Source organism: Enterococcus sp. AZ179, from assembly GCF_050498885.1.
Taxonomy (GTDB): Bacteria; Bacillota; Bacilli; order Lactobacillales; family Enterococcaceae; genus Enterococcus_D; species Enterococcus_D entomosocium.
Genome location: NZ_JBMHEO010000001.1, coordinates 135,876 through 153,544 on the forward strand (window position 1 = coordinate 135,876; position 17,669 = coordinate 153,544).

12 protein-coding genes are annotated in these 17,669 nt (G+C 41.9%); 1 reads left to right on the plus strand and 11 read right to left on the minus strand.

The annotated features are described in order from the left end of the window. Positions 1-9 precede the first annotated feature (9 nt). The 9 genes from IGI88_RS00605 to IGI88_RS00645 all read right to left on the minus strand — a co-directional run bounded on the left by IGI88_RS00605 (position 10) and on the right by IGI88_RS00645 (position 13,643). Positions 10-435 carry a hypothetical protein gene (locus tag IGI88_RS00605; protein ID WP_005236826.1) on the minus strand — a complete coding sequence of 142 codons (426 nt, stop codon included), beginning with the start codon at positions 433-435 and terminating at the stop codon, positions 10-12. A gap of 119 nt (positions 436-554) precedes the next feature. Further along, entirely contained in the window at positions 555-1,856 is a 1,302-nt protein-coding gene (gene trmFO, locus IGI88_RS00610; protein WP_429960095.1) for an FADH(2)-oxidizing methylenetetrahydrofolate--tRNA-(uracil(54)-C(5))-methyltransferase TrmFO, read from the minus strand. Positions 1,857-2,008: 152 nt separating this feature from the next. Next, the gene (gene topA / locus IGI88_RS00615) at positions 2,009-4,087 is read right to left on the minus strand and encodes a type I DNA topoisomerase (RefSeq protein WP_008379664.1); all 2,079 of its coding nucleotides are present in this window, start codon (positions 4,085-4,087) and stop codon (positions 2,009-2,011) included. Between the two features lie 142 nt (positions 4,088-4,229). Beyond that, the gene (dprA, locus tag IGI88_RS00620; protein WP_016621296.1) at positions 4,230-5,108 is read right to left on the minus strand and encodes a DNA-processing protein DprA; all 879 of its coding nucleotides are present in this window, start codon (positions 5,106-5,108) and stop codon (positions 4,230-4,232) included. A gap of 68 nt (positions 5,109-5,176) precedes the next feature. Further along, positions 5,177-5,941, minus strand: coding sequence for a ribonuclease HII (locus IGI88_RS00625; RefSeq protein ID WP_005236834.1), 765 nt, complete (start codon positions 5,939-5,941; stop codon positions 5,177-5,179). Beyond that, the gene (gene ylqF, locus IGI88_RS00630; protein WP_005229614.1) at positions 5,925-6,791 is read right to left on the minus strand and encodes a ribosome biogenesis GTPase YlqF; all 867 of its coding nucleotides are present in this window, start codon (positions 6,789-6,791) and stop codon (positions 5,925-5,927) included. The genes IGI88_RS00625 and ylqF overlap by 17 nt, the downstream gene beginning before the upstream one ends. Positions 6,792-7,214: 423 nt before the next feature. Further along, entirely contained in the window at positions 7,215-8,120 is a 906-nt protein-coding gene (locus IGI88_RS00635) for a class C sortase (RefSeq protein WP_016613220.1), read from the minus strand. Between the two features lie 22 nt (positions 8,121-8,142). After that, a complete protein-coding gene (locus IGI88_RS00640; protein ID WP_429960096.1) occupies positions 8,143-10,014 on the minus strand; it encodes a SpaH/EbpB family LPXTG-anchored major pilin in 1,872 nt (623 codons plus the stop codon). A gap of 53 nt (positions 10,015-10,067) precedes the next feature. After that, positions 10,068-13,643 (minus strand): SpaA isopeptide-forming pilin-related protein, encoded by a 3,576-nt coding sequence (locus IGI88_RS00645; protein WP_429960097.1) that lies wholly within the window; start codon positions 13,641-13,643, stop codon positions 10,068-10,070. 343 nt (positions 13,644-13,986) lie between these two features. Between IGI88_RS00645 and IGI88_RS00650 the strand changes: the two genes are divergently transcribed. Beyond that, entirely contained in the window at positions 13,987-15,480 is a 1,494-nt protein-coding gene (locus tag IGI88_RS00650) for a helix-turn-helix domain-containing protein (RefSeq protein ID WP_086372724.1), read from the plus strand. 133 nt (positions 15,481-15,613) lie between these two features. On the opposite strand, the gene lepB is transcribed toward IGI88_RS00650, so the two are convergent. Beyond that, a complete protein-coding gene (gene lepB, locus IGI88_RS00655) occupies positions 15,614-16,162 on the minus strand; it encodes a signal peptidase I (RefSeq protein ID WP_008379649.1) in 549 nt (182 codons plus the stop codon). 32 nt (positions 16,163-16,194) lie between these two features. Then, positions 16,195-17,625: a S41 family peptidase gene (locus tag IGI88_RS00660; protein ID WP_086299603.1), complete on the minus strand. Its 1,431-nt coding sequence runs from the start codon at positions 17,623-17,625 to the stop codon at positions 16,195-16,197. Positions 17,626-17,669 lie beyond the last annotated feature (44 nt).

Here is a 17,669-nt window from a genome sequence, read left to right on the forward strand (position 1 = left end):
TAACACTTCCTATTCTATAAAATTTTTACTTTCCACCACCAACGCGATCCCTTTTTTATCAAAATCGACAATGATGACTTTGGTTCCGACTGGCAATCGAACATTGTTTTCACGATCTTGCTCCCGAAAAAAACGTGCAGGATAAACAGAACGTGCACCTTGACTCCCTATCTCCATGACTTCGCCGATTGTATCTCCGACAATCTTTTCCGTCAGTTCACCGATCACAAAATCATTGCGACTAATGACATTGCTGCGGTTTTTGTCTGTGATGCGATTGTAAAGCCACATAATGGGACCTAACAGCAAACTAAATAAAACAAAGACAACGAAAATGACCCCGACCAACAGGATCAGCCATCCTAAAAATTGAATTACTGTAGGAAAACGCTGTAAATAGTTTTGAATCAAATGAATCCATTCTCCAATCACCATCTTCACCACCTTCTGTCATTGTTACTGTCTATCATAAGTCACCTTGATTAAAGTTTCAAGACAAATTAAAAAAAAACCTTCTTACCATTTATTAGTAAGAAGGTGATGACTCATCGCTCTTATAGTTGTTCTTTGGCTTCTTCTAAGGCAGCTAATGCCCGGTTTGCCAATGCTTCATAACGAGATTTTTTATCTCTGATTCGTTCTGGAAGTTCTGGCAGCAAACCAAAGTTGGCATTCATCGGTTGGAAGTGTTTGCCTTCTGCATGAGTGATATAATACGCCATACTGCCAATTGTCGTTTCTTGTGGCATGATGATCGGCGCTTCCCCTTTTGCAAGTTTGGCAGCGTTGATCCCGGCCATCAATCCACTGGCTGCACTTTCAACATACCCTTCAACGCCTGTCATCTGACCAGCAAAAAAGAGGTCTTCACGTTTTTTCGATTGGTACGTTTGTTGTAACAACTCTGGTGAATTCATAAAACTATTCCGATGCATCACGCCGTAGCGCACAAATTCTGCCTCTTCCAAACCAGGGATCATCCGGAATACCCGCTTTTGCTCGCCCCATTTCAAATGTGTTTGAAAACCAACGATGTTGTACAGAGAAGCAGCTGCATTATCTTGCCGCAGCTGAATCACTGCATAAGGACGCTTGCCGGTTTTCGGATCTTCCAAACCAACGGGTTTCATCGGACCAAACAACATAGTTTTCGGTCCACGGCCAGCCATAACTTCGATTGGCATACATCCTTCAAAGAATTTTTCTTTTTCGAATTCTTTCAAAGGGGCCACTTCCGCATTGACTAAAGCTTCACGAAACGCATAAAACTCCTCTTCGTTCATCGGACAGTTTAGATAGGCTGCTTCGCCTTTGTCGTAGCGTGATTTCAAATAAACTTTATCCATATTGATGGTGGATTTATCGACGATCGGTGCTGCTGCGTCATAGAAATAAAATCCTTCTGATCCGTTAAAAGCTTGGATCGCTTTGGATAAAGGTTCAGAAGTCAAAGGTCCAGTTGCAATCACGGTGATCCCATCTGGAATTTCAGTGATCTCCTCTTCGATGACAGTGACTAAAGGATGTTTTTTGACACGTTTGGTGACTAACTCTGAAAAATCATCACGATCCACAGCTAAAGCACCACCTGCTGGAACCGCTGTTTTGTCTGCAGAGGTAATAATCACTGAATCTAAGCGACGCATCTCTTCTTTCAAAACACCGACCGCATTTGTTAAATTGTTGCCTCGTAGTGAATTCGTACAAACAAGCTCGGCAAAATTATTTGTATGATGGGCTTCTGTCGATTTCTTAGGACGCATTTCATAAAGCTTTACTGCGACACCTGCTTGCGCTGCTTGCCAAGCAGCTTCGCTTCCGGCTAAACCGGCACCAATAACATTGATTTCTTTCATAGTGCTCTCCTTTTATTTCAAAAGCTCGCCTCTTCTCATAAGAAACTGCTTGTATTAATCAAAAGGACCGGCACTTTCTTTTGTCAGCCAACATCAAGGCTGACCGTTCAAAAGAATGCGCCGATTCTTTTTTTAACAGGGAATCCTGCTAGTTATTTTTGCACATTTTCTTCATAGTCGCCATTGATACACACGACTTGCTTGCCGCCTTTAACTTTCTTCTCGACTAAGTAATTATCACATTTCGGACAATTACGGCCTACAGGTTTGTCCCAAGAAGTAAAGTCACAGTCCGGATAGCGGGTACATCCATAAAACAACCGATTTTTTTTCGATTTGCGTTCAACAACTTGGCCTTGATGACAGACCGGGCACTCAACGCCGATTTCTTTGACGATTGGTTTCGTGTTGCGACAGTCAGGGAAATTGCTGCAGGCATAAAATTTTCCGTAGCGACCTAATTTGATCACCATTGGATGGCCACAAAGGTCACAGTCAAAGCCTGCAGGTTCGTCTTTGATTTGAATTTTTTCGATACTTTCTTCTGCAGTCGTCAATTCTTTTTCAAATGGACGGTAGAATTGATCGACGACTTTGACCCATTCTTCTTTCCCAGCTTCAATGCTATCCAAGCTATTTTCCATTTCAGCAGTAAAATGCATATCAACGATTTGCGGGAAGAATTCCTCGATCAATGAATTGACGATCTCACCAAGTTCAGTTGGCTCAAAACGTTTTTGTGTCAATTTCACATAATAACGTCGTTGGATTGTTTCCAACGTTGGTGCATAAGTTGAAGGACGACCCACACCGTTCTCTTCAAGGGTTTTGATCAAGGTGGCCTCACTGTAGCGGGCAGGTGGTTGAGTGAAATGCTGTTTTGGTTCGATCGATACGGATTGGACCACATCTCCTTCAACTAACTCTGGCAAAATGTTCTCTTTGTCTTCTTTGCCATCATCGCGCCCTTCCACATAGACCTGCATAAACCCTTTAAATTTGATCTTTGAACCATTGGCAATAAAGATGACACCATTTTGATCCAAGGTAACTTTCATTGTATCCAAAATCGCCGGCGTCATTTGACTAGCCACAAAGCGAGACCAGATCAAGCGATACAGTTTCAGTTGGTCTTTGTCTAAGAATTTCTCCATGGCTTCTGGCGTACGCATCACACTTGTTGGTCTTACCGCTTCATGGGCATCTTGTGCCCCTTGTGCATTCGCGCGTTTTTTACCACCGTGCGCCGAGAACTCTGAACCATAAGTACTTTCAATAAATTCTGCCGCTTCGCCTTTGGCTGTGTCTGCGATTCGGGTCGAATCGGTACGCATATAGGTGATCAAACCAACGGTTCCTTGTTTACCAAGAGCGATCCCTTCATAGAGCTGCTGTGCGACCATCATGGTTTTCCGCGTTCGAAAGTTCAGTTTACGGGCTGCTTCTTGTTGCAAGCTACTGGTGGTAAACGGTGCCGCCGGGTTGCGTTTGCGTTCTTTCTTTTCAACCTTCGTCACTTGAAACTCTTTACTAGAAAGACGATCGGTGATTTCTTTTATGCTTTCAGCATTCGGTAATTTTTTCTTTTTGCCATCTAGGCCCCAAAAATTGGCTTTGAATTTTTTCGTGGCTTTTTTAAAGTTTCCATCAATGCTCCAATATTCTTCAGGAACAAACTCACGGATCTCTTTTTCACGATCAATAATAATCTTAAGCGCCACCGATTGAACACGGCCAGCACTCAATCCTTTTTTCACTTTACGCCAAAGGATCGGGCTCAATGAATACCCGACTAATCGGTCTAAAATCCGGCGCGCTTGTTGAGCGTCAACAAGATCTACATCGATCGTTCTTGGCTCTTTGAAGGCTGCTTTGACCGCATCTTTAGTGATCTCATTAAAGACGACTCGGTTTTTATCTTTTAAATCTAACCCTAGTAGAAAAGCTAAATGCCACGCAATAGCTTCTCCTTCTCTATCCGGGTCACTTGCGAGGTAGACTTTTTCGGCTTTTTTCGCAGCTGAGCGGAGACTTTTGATCACATCGCCCTTGCCACGGATCGAAATGTAATGCGGTTCGTAGTCATTTTCGACATCAATTCCCATTTTACTTTTAGGAAGATCACGAATATGACCGACACTTGCGACGACTTTGTAATTTCGTCCAAGGTATTTTTCAATGGTTTTCGCCTTTGCCGGCGATTCCACGATTACTAAATATTTATATGCCATATAAAGAATGGCTCCTTCCTGAATTTTTCCTACTATTATATTCTATCAATCAGTGAACCTATCGTATGCAGATGAAACATACAAATCGTAGCTTATCATAGCTTTCAAGAAAAGGTTTGTCAAGGAAGGTTGATTGGAAAAATCAAAAAAAGGCTAACTCCTGTAAAATATCTGACACACTAATCGTACATTTTGCGCCATCTTGAATCAAGTGGTGACAACCTTTTGACTGATCGGAAATCATTTCACCAGGCACTGCAAAAACTTCTCGGCCATTTTCCATTGCTAATTGTGCCGTAATCAAAGAACCGCTTCTTTCTTTAGCTTCAATCACACAGATCGCTTTTGAAATACCGGCAATGATGCGATTGCGTAAGGGGAAGTGATGTCTTTGCGGTTTGGTGTCGTGAGAATATTCACTCAGTACTAGATGTTCTTGACGAATCTGCTGGAACAACGGATACGCAGAAGTAGGATAACAATGTTCCAAACCAGAAGCAATCACGGCAATGGTTTGTCCCCGATTTCTAATGGCTGATTCATGAGCAAAACTGTCGACGCCATTTGCTAATCCACTGACGATCGTATAGTTTTCTGTCACTAAAGGCGGGATCAGCTTTTCGCAAACTTTACGCGCGTAGCGAGAAGCTGTTCTTGCGCCGACAAATCCAATCATGGGCGTTTGCAACAATTGCAGATTTCCTTCGTAAAATAGTAATAATGGTGGGTCCGCAATTTGTCTTAAAAGCATCGGATACTCCGCTGAAAAGAAGGTGAGGTAGTTTTGTCCCCCCATCTTTTGTGTGATGTGCTCTTCTGTCATTTGCTCCCACGATCGGCGAAAAACCGTCCTATGCTGTGGAAGGATGCCGATGGCAATCATCTCTTCCAACGAACAACGCATTTCTTTTGTTTCCAGCCAATGCCAAATAATCTTCCAGCAACCTTGCAGACCGATTCCCTGACAGTAGTACAGTTTTATCAACTGTTTTTCAAAATCTGTTGCTTGTTGATACTTCATAAACAAAACCCTCTTTTCTTAGTGATCTTACTTATAAGATTCGCTAAAAAAAGAGGGATGGATGAAATTTATAAGTATTGTTTAACTGGGGCAAAGGTTTTACGATGAATAGGGCAAATTCCATGGGCAGCTAACCCTTCTAAATGAACTTTGGTCCCATACCCAGCATTTTGATCAAACCCATAAAAAGGATACACATCATGAAAATCTTTCATTAAATTGTCACGATAGACTTTGGCAATGATACTTGCTGCGGCAATCGAAATGGAGCGGGCATCACCTTTGATCAGGCTTTGTTGAGGAATGTCGGTCTCGATGGTCATCGCATCAATGAGCAAATGTTCCGGCTTGACCGCTAAGTCGATCAAAGCTTCTTTCATCGCCAGGCGGCTCGCTTGATAGATATTTATCCGATCGATTTCTTCAGGACTAACCACACCGATACCGACAGCCACGGCTTTATTTTGAATTTCGATAAACAGTTCTTCTCTTTTCTTCGCAGAAAGCTGTTTTGAATCATTCAGACCTAAGATCTGACATTCTTTAGGCAGAATGACCGCAGCTGACACCACGGGTCCTGCTAATGGTCCACGCCCCACTTCATCTAAACCGGCGATAAAACGGGCACCTTGTTGAAATGCTTCGTTTTCAAAACGCATCATTTCTTCGTATTTCTCCTGCAAAAGCTGCTGTTTAACTAATTGTTTCTCATATTGTTGCAGTAGCTTTTGGACCCCCGCGCGTTCATCTGCCTGCAATTCCTGTAAAAATGCCAGGTCATTAAATGTTGGATCAAATAATCGCTCTTTGATTGACTTAATCGGTTGTTTCATCTTGGCTTTCCATTTCCTCCACTCGATCTAGTGTATAACGGCCTAATTTTCCTTGCCGAATGTCAAAGACAACAAGCTCGCTTCCTCGATCATAGTTATCTTTATACCCACGTTTTTCAGTGATTTTCATCAACAGGTCTGGCGCTAACAACGCCTCTTCCTCCGCCTTTAGTTGGTAACGATTGGCGATTCTTTCAGGATAATAGCGGGCAAAAAAATCAAGTCCATACAATGCGATATCATCCAAATGGATCAGCTGATCTTTAATAGCCCCCGTCAATGCCAATTTTTTACCAATCTCAGGATCTTCAAATTTTGGCCATAAGATCCCAGGCGTATCTAGCAGCTCTAGATCAGTCCCAAAACGCAGCCATTGCTGTCCTTTGGTCACGCCGGGTTTATTACCCGTCTGAGCAATTTTCTTCCCTACTAAACGGTTCATCAAGGTTGATTTTCCAACATTCGGAATGCCAATCACCATCGCTCGAATCGCACGGGGCTTCAATCCTCTGGCTTTGTCACGAGCGATTTTTTCCTTCAAGACTTGCTTAGCCGTCGGGACAATGGCTTTGACGCCTTGATTGTCTTGGGCGTTGATCGCCAAGGCTAAATAGCCTTGTGCTTGGAAATAATGCTCCCATTTTTTGGTTTGAACGGGATCTGCTAAATCCGCTTTATTGATCAAGATCAATCGTGGTTTTTGCTGTAATAATTGGTCCAGCATGGGGTTGCGGGATGAGATCGGCAAGCGTGCGTCCACGAGTTCAAAAACGATATCCACGAATTTTAATTTTTCACTTACTTCACGTCTGGCTTTCGCCATATGGCCTGGAAACCATTGAATGGTCATTTGAACGTTTTCCTCCTTGGTACTTCTTCGAATTGGTAAAAAGACAGTAGTGTCTAAATCCATGCAGTATATACCTGACAAGAACGAGGACTATTTGCTCTAAAACCATCAGAGAAACTAGTCACACTGGGCATTTTGCTAAAATTGCTTTAGGACAATGTTCTTGTTCCAACCTCGTGCATAGGTAAAGCTTTCAGCGCGATTCTCATGCGTCATACGCGCTTTCTCGCTTTTTAATTTTGGGGAAGTGGTTGGAAAAAGCTTGTCTACCCACTCATTCTTCCTTTTTTCTGACACCTTTACCATTAGACCGACTGTTTTTTACTACCTTTTATCTTCGTTATTGTACCATATTTCACACGACATGTTTCGTTCTGAGTAAGGTTAACAAGTCATTTTCTAGTGGATCTAGAGGAAATCCTGCTATCTTTGCTTCTTATCACTGGGAGTGATCAAATCATGCTGTTTTTTTCTTTTGATTCTGCTAATCACCAGCAGGAGTAGTAATAGTGTGGTGCTTACAACTAGCAGCACCCACAAATCCTGCTGGTTTGCTTTTTTTGCGGCATTTGTTTCATTTTCTTCATTGTAAGGAACCCTTTTGCCGCGAACCAATAAACGATGGCTATTGACCATATAGGGTGTGCAGGTTAGTAAGGTGACATAATCACTGCCTTTGACAATTTTTAGTGCTTCGGTATCATCAGGGGCGACCGTTTTAATCTGATCTATTTGATACGCCAACGTATCATCAAACGTTTCGATATAAAACTCATCGCCGATCTGCAGCTTAGGCAGATCCGTAAAGAGGGTTGCACTCGTTAACCCACGGTGTCCGCACAGAACTGCATGGGTATCTTCACCACCTATTGGATACGAAGCGCCCTCCAATAATGTTGCTCCTCTTTTTAACAACGTATCGGTGGTTTGATCAAAAATCGGGAGAGCGACACCAATCACGGGGATCTTTAAAACGCCGATCGTATGTCGTTCATAGTAATCAGGTGTATCGCCTGATTCTGAGTCCCTTGTTTCTGATAAATCTTGCGTTTCTTTGATTCCAGGATTGCTGGGATGCTGTGCCAGCTCTTGATTTACTCGTTCCAACTGGTTCCTTTTTTGTTGTTTTTCTATTTCACTCATTTTTTTAGCTTGGCTTTGGTAGTAGCTGATCAACTGTTGATCCAAAAAGGTGTTGAGCTGATTACTTACAAAAGGATAACTGATGATCAGAACACCTAGCAGCAGCAGAATACCCATTAGAACATCCAACAAAGTCACTTTTTGAGTAGGTACTTTCGTGCCATTTCTTTTCCTTTTGATTGTCATCGTGCATTTTCATCTCATTTACTTACCCTTTTTTCCGTTTAACAAAATAACACCCAGCTAAACCAACGATCACCACTCCGATGGCGCCCATTAAATACGTGCCGGCACCACCAGTTGCCGGTAAGGTTCCTTTGCGGTGGTTAGGGACTTTTTCTGGATCTCCCAATTGCTCTTTCGTTCCATAAGACGTTTCATGTACTTCAAAAGCGATGCGATTTGTTAGCAGTACATAATTTTTTGGTGCTTTTACTTCTTCCAAATAGTAGGTGCCAAATTTTAACCCGATGATATCAACTAATCCATCTGTCCCTGTGGTAAATTTCGTCGCTTCATCCGCTGTTTGCACCCAAGATACCTGTTTGGTTCCTTCTTCGATTTTCAGGTAGTTGGCATCATCACGGTCTTGATCCCGTACAACAAAAACTGCATCTGCCAATGCTTCGGTAGCGGTCACAGCCCCATCGACTTTTAAGAACCGTTTGCCCCCTGTCAAAACTTCCACGCTTGGAGGCGTTTGATCCGTCATGAAATCCGTTTCTACATTTGCTTCATTCGTAAAGCCATTGATAGGCATAGCCTGTTCATTTAAATACATATAATACACAAAGCGCAATTGATTTCCCGGCGTTAATTGCGGCACGAATTCTGGATTGATAGTTACCGTAAAGCCATGCTCTTTTTCCGTTACTTGGTAATTCGTCGCATCGATTTTCTGCTCTCCATCATACAACGCATAGCCCGTTTCTCCTTCAGCTGTATTTTCAAAAGTTAATGCTGGATCATGGGCATCGATCAATTGAAAATGTTTGTATTTGTTTTCTGATCCTACTTTATCTTGAATACCTGATGGGATATTGACCGTTAGGTGATATTGGATTCTTTCGCCGATCTCTACGTCTTTGCCGTCTAATTGTGGTGTTGTTTTTGTAACATTTGTTGTGTCATTCTTGATTGTTAGCTCAACAGTAACGTTACTTCCTGAATCAATCGAGAAATCCTTGATTCTTTCTTCCTCGATTAAGGCGGCTTGACTTGGGGCTTTCGTTTCCTCTAATTGATAGGCGCCTGTTTCTAGTTGCGCAATCTTTAGCTGTCCTTTTTGGTTCTCACTCACATCGATACAAGCGTCTCCAGCAGCATATTGTTTGCCTGTCAAAAAACGGTACGCTGCCTGTTTGTCAGTTGTCCATGTATAAAGTCCATCGGCTGCACTTAAAATGTATTTCTTGGTATTTTCGCGTCCTTCTTGCTTTGAAACAACAAATTCCGCATCATTCAGTGGTTCGTTTTCCCCCGTTCCTCGCTTATTCACAAGGAGCGTTCCTTCATTTGTGACGATATTTTTCGGATAAAGATGGATCGTGTCTAGCTCTTCTTCTCCATAAACATATGAGCCATCAGCTTGTTGGATCATTTCATATACGGGAAAGGCGATCACCATATTCTCAGCAGTTGTAACGCCGTCTTTAGGGGCTTCTACAATGGTGTAAACTGCATCCCGATCTGCTTGTTTTTTCGGCAATTCAAAAACCAAATCACCGGCTGCATCTGTTTTCCCGCTAGCTATAGGGGAACCAGACGTCAAGGTTTGAACTTGACGCTTGGCTTCTTCAACGGATGCCCCTGCAGATCGTTTTTCATAAAATGCTGCTGTCACATCATAGACAGAAAAAGTGACATCGGCTAAGCCTTGGTATTGATCAAACTCTTCCATCTCAGTCCCACTATTTTGAATCAATGAACCTGGCAGATTGACCATTTTCTTTTTATGGAGATGGATCTGTGCCAAATTGCTCTCTGCAGACACTTGCTGATTTTTTGTTCCAAAAAAGACAAATGGCAAAAGTAAAAATAGGAGACAAACCATTTTCGTATGATTAAAAATCTTTTTCATTGTTCTTTCCTCTCTTCTAAATTTTTTTCGTTTTTCATTCGCTAATGGAAAAATTACTTTAATGAAGGCTTATCTTTGCGCTTAACGTGCAAATAGCTACCAGCTAAAAGGACTAGCAGACTTGCTGAAAGAATGACCATCCATCCATGCCAATTCCCTCCGGTTTCAGGAAGAGACACTTTCACTTGATTGGTTACGATCAATTCTATTTGATTGTTCTTTTCTCCAGAAACAAGAAGATTCGGTAGTCGTTCTTCATCGATAAAGACCTGACCATCCTCTTCAATCTTGATTTGGACAGGTGCTGTTAAACCTGCATAGCCTGCGGGTGTACCAGTTTCTTCCAAGGTATAGCTGCCGGGTGTGAGATCTTGGAAGTGAAATACCGCTAGTGCTTCTCCGTTTTCAGGCAGTTCGACGGTCCGTCCGTTTCCACTTAGCCGGAATTTTGCCCCCTCAAGTGCTTGTCCCAGTTCATCCTGTTTATTGACCACCAAATCAAAAGGTTTTAACTGATTGCCATGGGTAAGGGTCCAACAGTTGGCATCCCCGTCGACATTTTCCCCTTGATACTGGATTTTTCCGTCTGTACCAACGACAAATTCATAGTCACCGGCAACCGTATCATATCCGAGCGGACCGGCTGTTTCTGAGATACGATAAGCGCCAGGCTCAAGGATCGTAAATTCAGCCATCCCAACATCATCCGACGTTTCTGAGGCGATTTCTTGATAATCCCCTCCTGCTGTTTTTTGTTGAAGAGAAAAGACAGCGCCTGCTAACAATACTTGCTGCTCATTTTGCAACGTATATTTTCGAATAGCGACTGGAATTTCTGTAAACGGATTGGTAATCTCCAGGATAATCGTATGCTCGACCAGTGTGACAGGTTGTCCATCAATCGTCGCATGCCCTTGCTCATCAATATGGATCAGCCACTCTGTTTGCTTAGCCAAATGATGTCCCGCCGGTGCAGTGACTTCCTTTAAACGATACGTCTGACTTTTTTGCAACGTAGTATCTGCTGGCAGCCCGTACGTTCCATCCCCTTGATCCACAAGGGTTACTGTCTTTCCAGCGCCCGTCAATTCAAAAACAGCACCTGTCAGCTTCACCTCTCCTACAGCGGATTTTTTGATCAGATTTAATGCGAGGGGCACAAACGTCTTTGTGTTTTTCCATGTAGAAACATCCACTCTTGTCGACTCGTAGCCTGATACTGCCAGTTCATTTGTGACTTGATAATTAAACGTTTCTCCTTGATTGTTATAAAGCGGCAGTAGACGGGTTTCTTCGTAATCCGTTCCATCCTTTTCAGAAACCGCGGAAACCTTGCTTCGTTCCCAACTTGTCTGATCTTGTGCATCGGTCTCAGTAAGTTTGAGATATCCTGTTTGCCAGCTCTCCTTGCTAGTAACTGGGCTTCTGCTTATTTCAAAATAGACAGATTCTGGGCGACTTGACGTATCGCCATCGTATTCCTCCCAGACTTTTTTGATCGTCAACTCTTTCCCAGGTGCTTTGGCAGAAGGCACACCAAACAATGCCTTTTGATCGGACTGATGATTCGGATAAAACACCGTTTCTCCATTCATTTGATACCAAGTATCTGGTTTAAAATCCGCTGCTTCCGTTTGAATCCGCACTTGATAATGAATTTGCAGTTCCTGTCCTTCGCCTAAATAAAGACCAGAAGCATTGAGTGTATTGTCAGATATCGTGACCTCAGGCTGCACCGTTAGAGCAGCAGAACCGACACTTTTGATGGACAAGCTATTTTCTTCGTATAAAAATGGCTGCGAAATGGGGTCAGTAATCTCTCCATCAGTGACTGTCGCCGAAATATGAAGGGCTTTTTTCTCGAGATAGTCGGCAATATCCGCTGCTTCATTGGCTGACTCATAATAAAGATGCCCCTCTTCATCAGCAGAAACCAACTGTCTCATTTTGTTCCCAACATCGGCCTTTGTATACCCAGCTGTTTGATCCCCTTGCAGTTGAATCCCCAATCCGTGAATCTCAATCCCGCGCTCTTTTAACGCCATCGCCTCACCGATCGTGGCGACAAACGTATTGTTGATCCATTTAGAGTTACCGTACTGATCAGATGCAAAATACCCGTTGTAGAGATGTGAAGTATTCATCGGCTGGTCTTGAGAAAGAGAAAAGGCGGTTCCATAATAACTACCATCTGCTTGTGTATGCACTTTGGACACATGATAACTGTAGGTCGGCACGCCATCTGTTAGCAAAACGATGACTTTCTTATGTCCATTTTGCGTTGATAGCATATCCCCAGCTTGGCGCAGCCCTCTTTGGGTAAAGGTCCCCCCAGCTGCTGTTTCTGGCGTCATCGTTCGGATCGTCTCTTTGACTTCAGAAAATTTTCCTAACTGGCAGGTTTTGTTTTGGTAATTGTTACCATCACTGGAATAACCGACATAGCCCATGTAGACACTGTCTTGAATGCCGCTTCCTTCAATTTGATTCAAAAAGCGATCCACACCTTTTTTTACCTCAGTGATGCGTCCCATCTCATTCATACTCCCTGACCAATCCACTACCAACACAACATCGATCGGATCAATTTGGCGTTGAACATTCCCTCGTACATTTAGGTAGACATCAAACAGTCCTGGAGTATTCGTCTCTTTTGCAAATTTCCGTAAAGCAAAATCCGCTTCATCTCCCACACCACCATACTCAATATACGAGTTGGTCAAATTTTCTGGATCACCATTCCATGTAGTTACGCCATCCCAGGTTTCGCCTGCATCTTTGTTCCCCTGATGATTTAAGACATTGCTCTTTTCATCAATTGTCCAATTAGCCGAAGGATACGTCCCGCTTTGGTCTGTCGTATAATCTGGTTCAATCGAAGCAAAAGCCTGTGAAACGGTCGTTTTTTGATAAAGATGTTCTTGTTTAAACGGTTCAATGAGTGTTTCGTCTTCAGAAGAACTTGTCGTTGTTCCTGTTTCCTTTGTCTCTTCCTGCGTTTCTTCATTCGAAACACCTTTTGAGTCTTCATTCGACACTTGTTCCGAAGTTGACTCCGTGCCGGTTTCTGCAGCTTGTGAATCAGTTGAGCTGACTTCCACCCTATCTGAGGAAGCAGATTCTGTCGCAAGCGGAATGTCAACTATCAATTCATCCAAAGACGCCAATTTGTGCGATTCTTGATTTTCGTGATCATATTCTTCAATCTGAATCGCCAACTTCAGTTTTTTTGTTTCATTAGGTAGTTGAAACGTTACTTCTTGTTCACAGGGTGTTTTCAAGAAGTCTTGTGTTGTTAGCCAAGACTGCGCGGATTCATCCTCAATAAAAACCACCTCTTTGTTGTTCGTTTTCGTTAGCGGTTGTTCTTTTGTTTCATCAAGTGCATATAATTGCAGCCAGATGCGTTGCTGTTTGTTTTTTTGTGATAGCTGATATCGTAAAGTAAATTGATTGCCCTCCCGTTGACCTGTCAACTTGATCTGCTCCGTTTCGGTAATAGCGATCGTATTTTCTTCTTGTGCACTTGCTATCCCATTTGTTTGCAAACTCGAATAAATGAAAAATAATATCCCCCCTAACATACAGAAAATGAAAGAGAACCAGTGGTGTCTCTTTGTCAAAAACATAAAAAGACCTCCTTTCAAAGAATCAAAAATTACAAGCTGATGATACAAGAAAGAAGCGAAAGACACCTCTTTTTTTTATTTTCTGAAAAACAGGAAAAATTTACGCATCTGTAGTTATTCATAAATAAAAAAGTTTTTTTATTTCAAAGCGGAACCAATTAACCAACGTTATTTAATAACTAAAAAAAACTAGCGTTTTTCACATGCGATTTCTATTTTTGTTCTTTATGAGACAGCTCTGGCAAAAATTTGTCTCAGTTTTTCTAAAAAAAAGCAAAAGTTTTGAGACGTGTCTTTACACAGTAATATAAATAAGTTATTAATAAAATAAGAAGGTGATCATTTGATTGAAAAAATACTCTTAGATACCCGAGCATTAGACAAAATCGGACTCTACGGAAAACTACTATCAATTGCTCCGGGTGAATACAACATAGAGTTCGTGAAAAATCTGACCCATTTAAGTGCAACGAGATTGAAAAGTTTACTTTCCTCGATCCAAGAGGACCTGCAAAACCTCTCCCCAGTAAATCTTTCATTACATAAAAACACCCTTAGTCTCCCTAAAAATTTGATTGAATACAATCAATATCAGCAGTTTTTAGCCCAAGAAAGTATTTCTTATAAAATGTTGTTAAGTATCTTGACCAATCAAGATGAAAGTTTGCTGGCATTTTGCCAAAGAAACTATATCAGTCGTTCGACTTGTTTCCGACAAACTAAAAAGCTTCAGGATCATTTAAAGGAATTCAACGTAACCTTAAATCAATCCGCCATGACGCTTATCGGTTCAGAGATGGTGATTCGCATCTTATTGTTTAATTTTATCTGGCACATTTCTTTAGGGGATAGTTTGGTGAAGGCCTTTGACCAAGAGATCGAAGAGCTTTTTGTTACCTATGAAGGAACGAAATACAAAAGCAAGTATGAAATTGGCAAAAAAGAAGCCTTACTTCATTGCAAGATTTGTCTGTTTCGTTTAAAGGATGGTCACAAGACAAATCTTTATCAGTTAACGAACCGATCATTTATCCCCAGTGGTGAAAAGCTTGATTTCTTCTCTGCTTTCTTTATGATCATTGATTCAGCAATAGACATTCTTGAGATCAATTCTTTGTTCTTTCTTTTTTATTACTGGCCGATGCTGACTTCTGCCAAAGATGTGCGTCTTCCGATTGTAACGGATTGTTACAATCACGAAAAGCTAGAATTAAAAGAGCTGATGACTGAGTTTGAAGAACATTGCCAAAAATTTCTCTGTGATTTTGACTTCGACCATCAGTCGTTCCTTTATATGAATACATATCTTACGTTGTTGAAGTTCTGTATATTTAAGCAAAAAGTCCCCCTTTCGAATTTTTTCGAAGCAAATGTCATTAAGGATAAATACCCATTACATACGATTTTGACAAATACCATTCAAAGTTTTTGGCGTAAAATAGCAAATCGTAAAGGTTATGAGTGGTTAAAAACCTGTTATACCGATCTTGCTTTTTATCAAGCCTGTTTGCTTTATCCCATTTACATTGAAAAGGAACAAAAATATAAACTTAAAGTTGCTTTTGTCTATGTATCTAACTACTTGGTTTCCATGGAAGTTTTTAATATATGTGAACGGTTGCCCTACGTTGAAATTGAACGGATCACGCTGCCAACTGAAGAACCTTTTGACTTTTATATTTTGAGCTCACCACAGCTTTTACCCCCTTTTACAACCGAAGAAAACTCGGCAATCATTGATTTTTGTCGCTATCGTGATTTTGAAACGAATTTATGTCAGAAACTATCGAATGCTTTTAATGAAAAAATAAAAAAATTAACAGCAATTAGTGACTAAACAAACGCTTCTTTCGATGCTAACCATTTCCCTTTGGAAAAAGAATAAAAAGCTAGACAAAATCCCCCCTTGGAATCAACGGATAATTCCAAGGGGGGATTCATTATTTAATTATTTATTGATTTTACACAGACTAAATCAATCGAATATGAGTCAATGGATAATAAACAAAACGAGCATTGCCTAAAATGGCCTCTCCTGATATTGGTCCAAAGGAACGGCTATCTTTGGAGGCACGTCTATTGTCTCCAATGACAAAGTAACTATCTTTCCCTAACTTCTCAACACCTAATAAAGATTCCAAATCAAAGTCATTGGTGTAAGAGACAGACTCGTGATCATTGCTGCGGTTCTTCACTAGAAAATCTTCATCTACCGGTTCATCATCAATGTAAAGCTGATCATTGACATATTTCACTGACTCACCCGGTAAGCCAATCACCCGCTTGATATAGGTCGAACCATCCGGCAACTGGAAAACAACGACATCAAAACGTTGGATTGGCGAAATCTTCTCAATGACCACCATGTCTCCTTGTTTTAAGGTTCCTTCCATCGAATTTCCTTCAACAGGAACTGGGATCAACAAGAATGCCCGAATCAAGAATGCTGTTGCAAAAGCGATCAACGCATATTTCACTACTAGCCAAAAACGATCAACCCAGAGTTTTTTCGCCTCCACACGTCTGCCTCCTCTCCAATTTTTCACTTAGTTTATTCTTCAGAAAGCAAGGACAGTGCTTTTAAATATGCTGGGTCCTCTGCTTTGAGTTTCTCCGTTACTTCTTTTTCGATCGCTTGGGCAGTGTCTGCATCGACTTCCCCAGTCACTTTTAAATCATGAGCCTCTTGGAAAGTCTTCACTGCTGCTGTCGTCTCATCATTGAAGGTATCACCACTAGTGGCATACCCTAAAGCTTTAAGAAATTGATTTAGGTTATTGACTGCCGTTGATGATTGTCCAGCTTTTAAGGCATTGTCCCGTGGTAATGGCGGGAAATACGCATACTCTGGATAGTCCTCTTCATAATCCGGCATCACACCTTGATCATTGACCCAATTTTCATCCGGTGTCAGCCATTTCATGACCGTCATTTTTAATTCACTATTATCCCCCAGATCCTTCACGTTCTGAACGGTTCCCTTGCCGAAGGTTTCTGTACCAACAACTGGGATATCCGCTGATTCTTGCAAGGCTGCGGCAAAAATCTCCGATGCAGAGGCACTGCCGCCGTCGACTAAAACAACGACCGGTTCTGTGACTTTGAATCCTTCATCCAATGCTTCGCTCGCTTTGGTCTCACTGACCACCCCTTGATTGTTGGCAAACTTCACGATCGTTTGGCCGTTTTCTAAAAACATACTTGCCATGATCTGTACTTGGTCCAGCAGTCCGCCAGGATTTTGTCTTAAATCCAAGACAAACGACTTTGCGCCGGCTTCTCGCAGTTCGGTGATGGTTTCTTTCAACTCAGCTGCTGTGTTTTCACCAAAGGAAGTAATATCGATACGACCGATTGTGTCATTATTTTCAGCAATTTCTCCATGGACCGTTTCGATTGGGATCACATCACGAGTGATCTCCACATCAAAGGTGTCCTGATCACGTTGAATCGTTAAGGTGACTTTCGTCCCTTTTTCACCACGAATCTTACCCACAACTTCAGATAATTCCTGTCCCTGCGTATCTTCACCGTCTACCTTAACGATTCGGTCATTGATCCGCAGACCACTTTTTTCAGCAGGCGTATTTTTTATCGGTGCTTGTGCGACTTCTGGATAGTCTTCAACGATCGACAAGGTAGCACCAATCCCTTCAAAACTTCCAGAAAGTGATTGTTCTAAGTTATCCGCATCTGATTGGTTCAAATACGTCGTATAAGGATCATCTAGCGCATCAGTCATCCCTTGAAGGGCACCTTCTATCAAGGCATCCTCATCAACTTCTTGGTAATAATTCGCAAGGATTTGGTCATATAGCGACTGGATTTTCTCCATTCCGCTGGCTTCTGTGGTCGTTTCTGTCACCGGTTGCGTCGTCTGCTGATTTTGCTGAGCCGTTTGCCATAAATAGACACCGCCTCCTGACAAAATTGCGACACAAACGAGAGAAACGATATATCGGCTCGTCGTTAAACCTTTCATTCACAACACCTCTCTGAGAAAAAACAGCTCCGTTCTGCGGATTT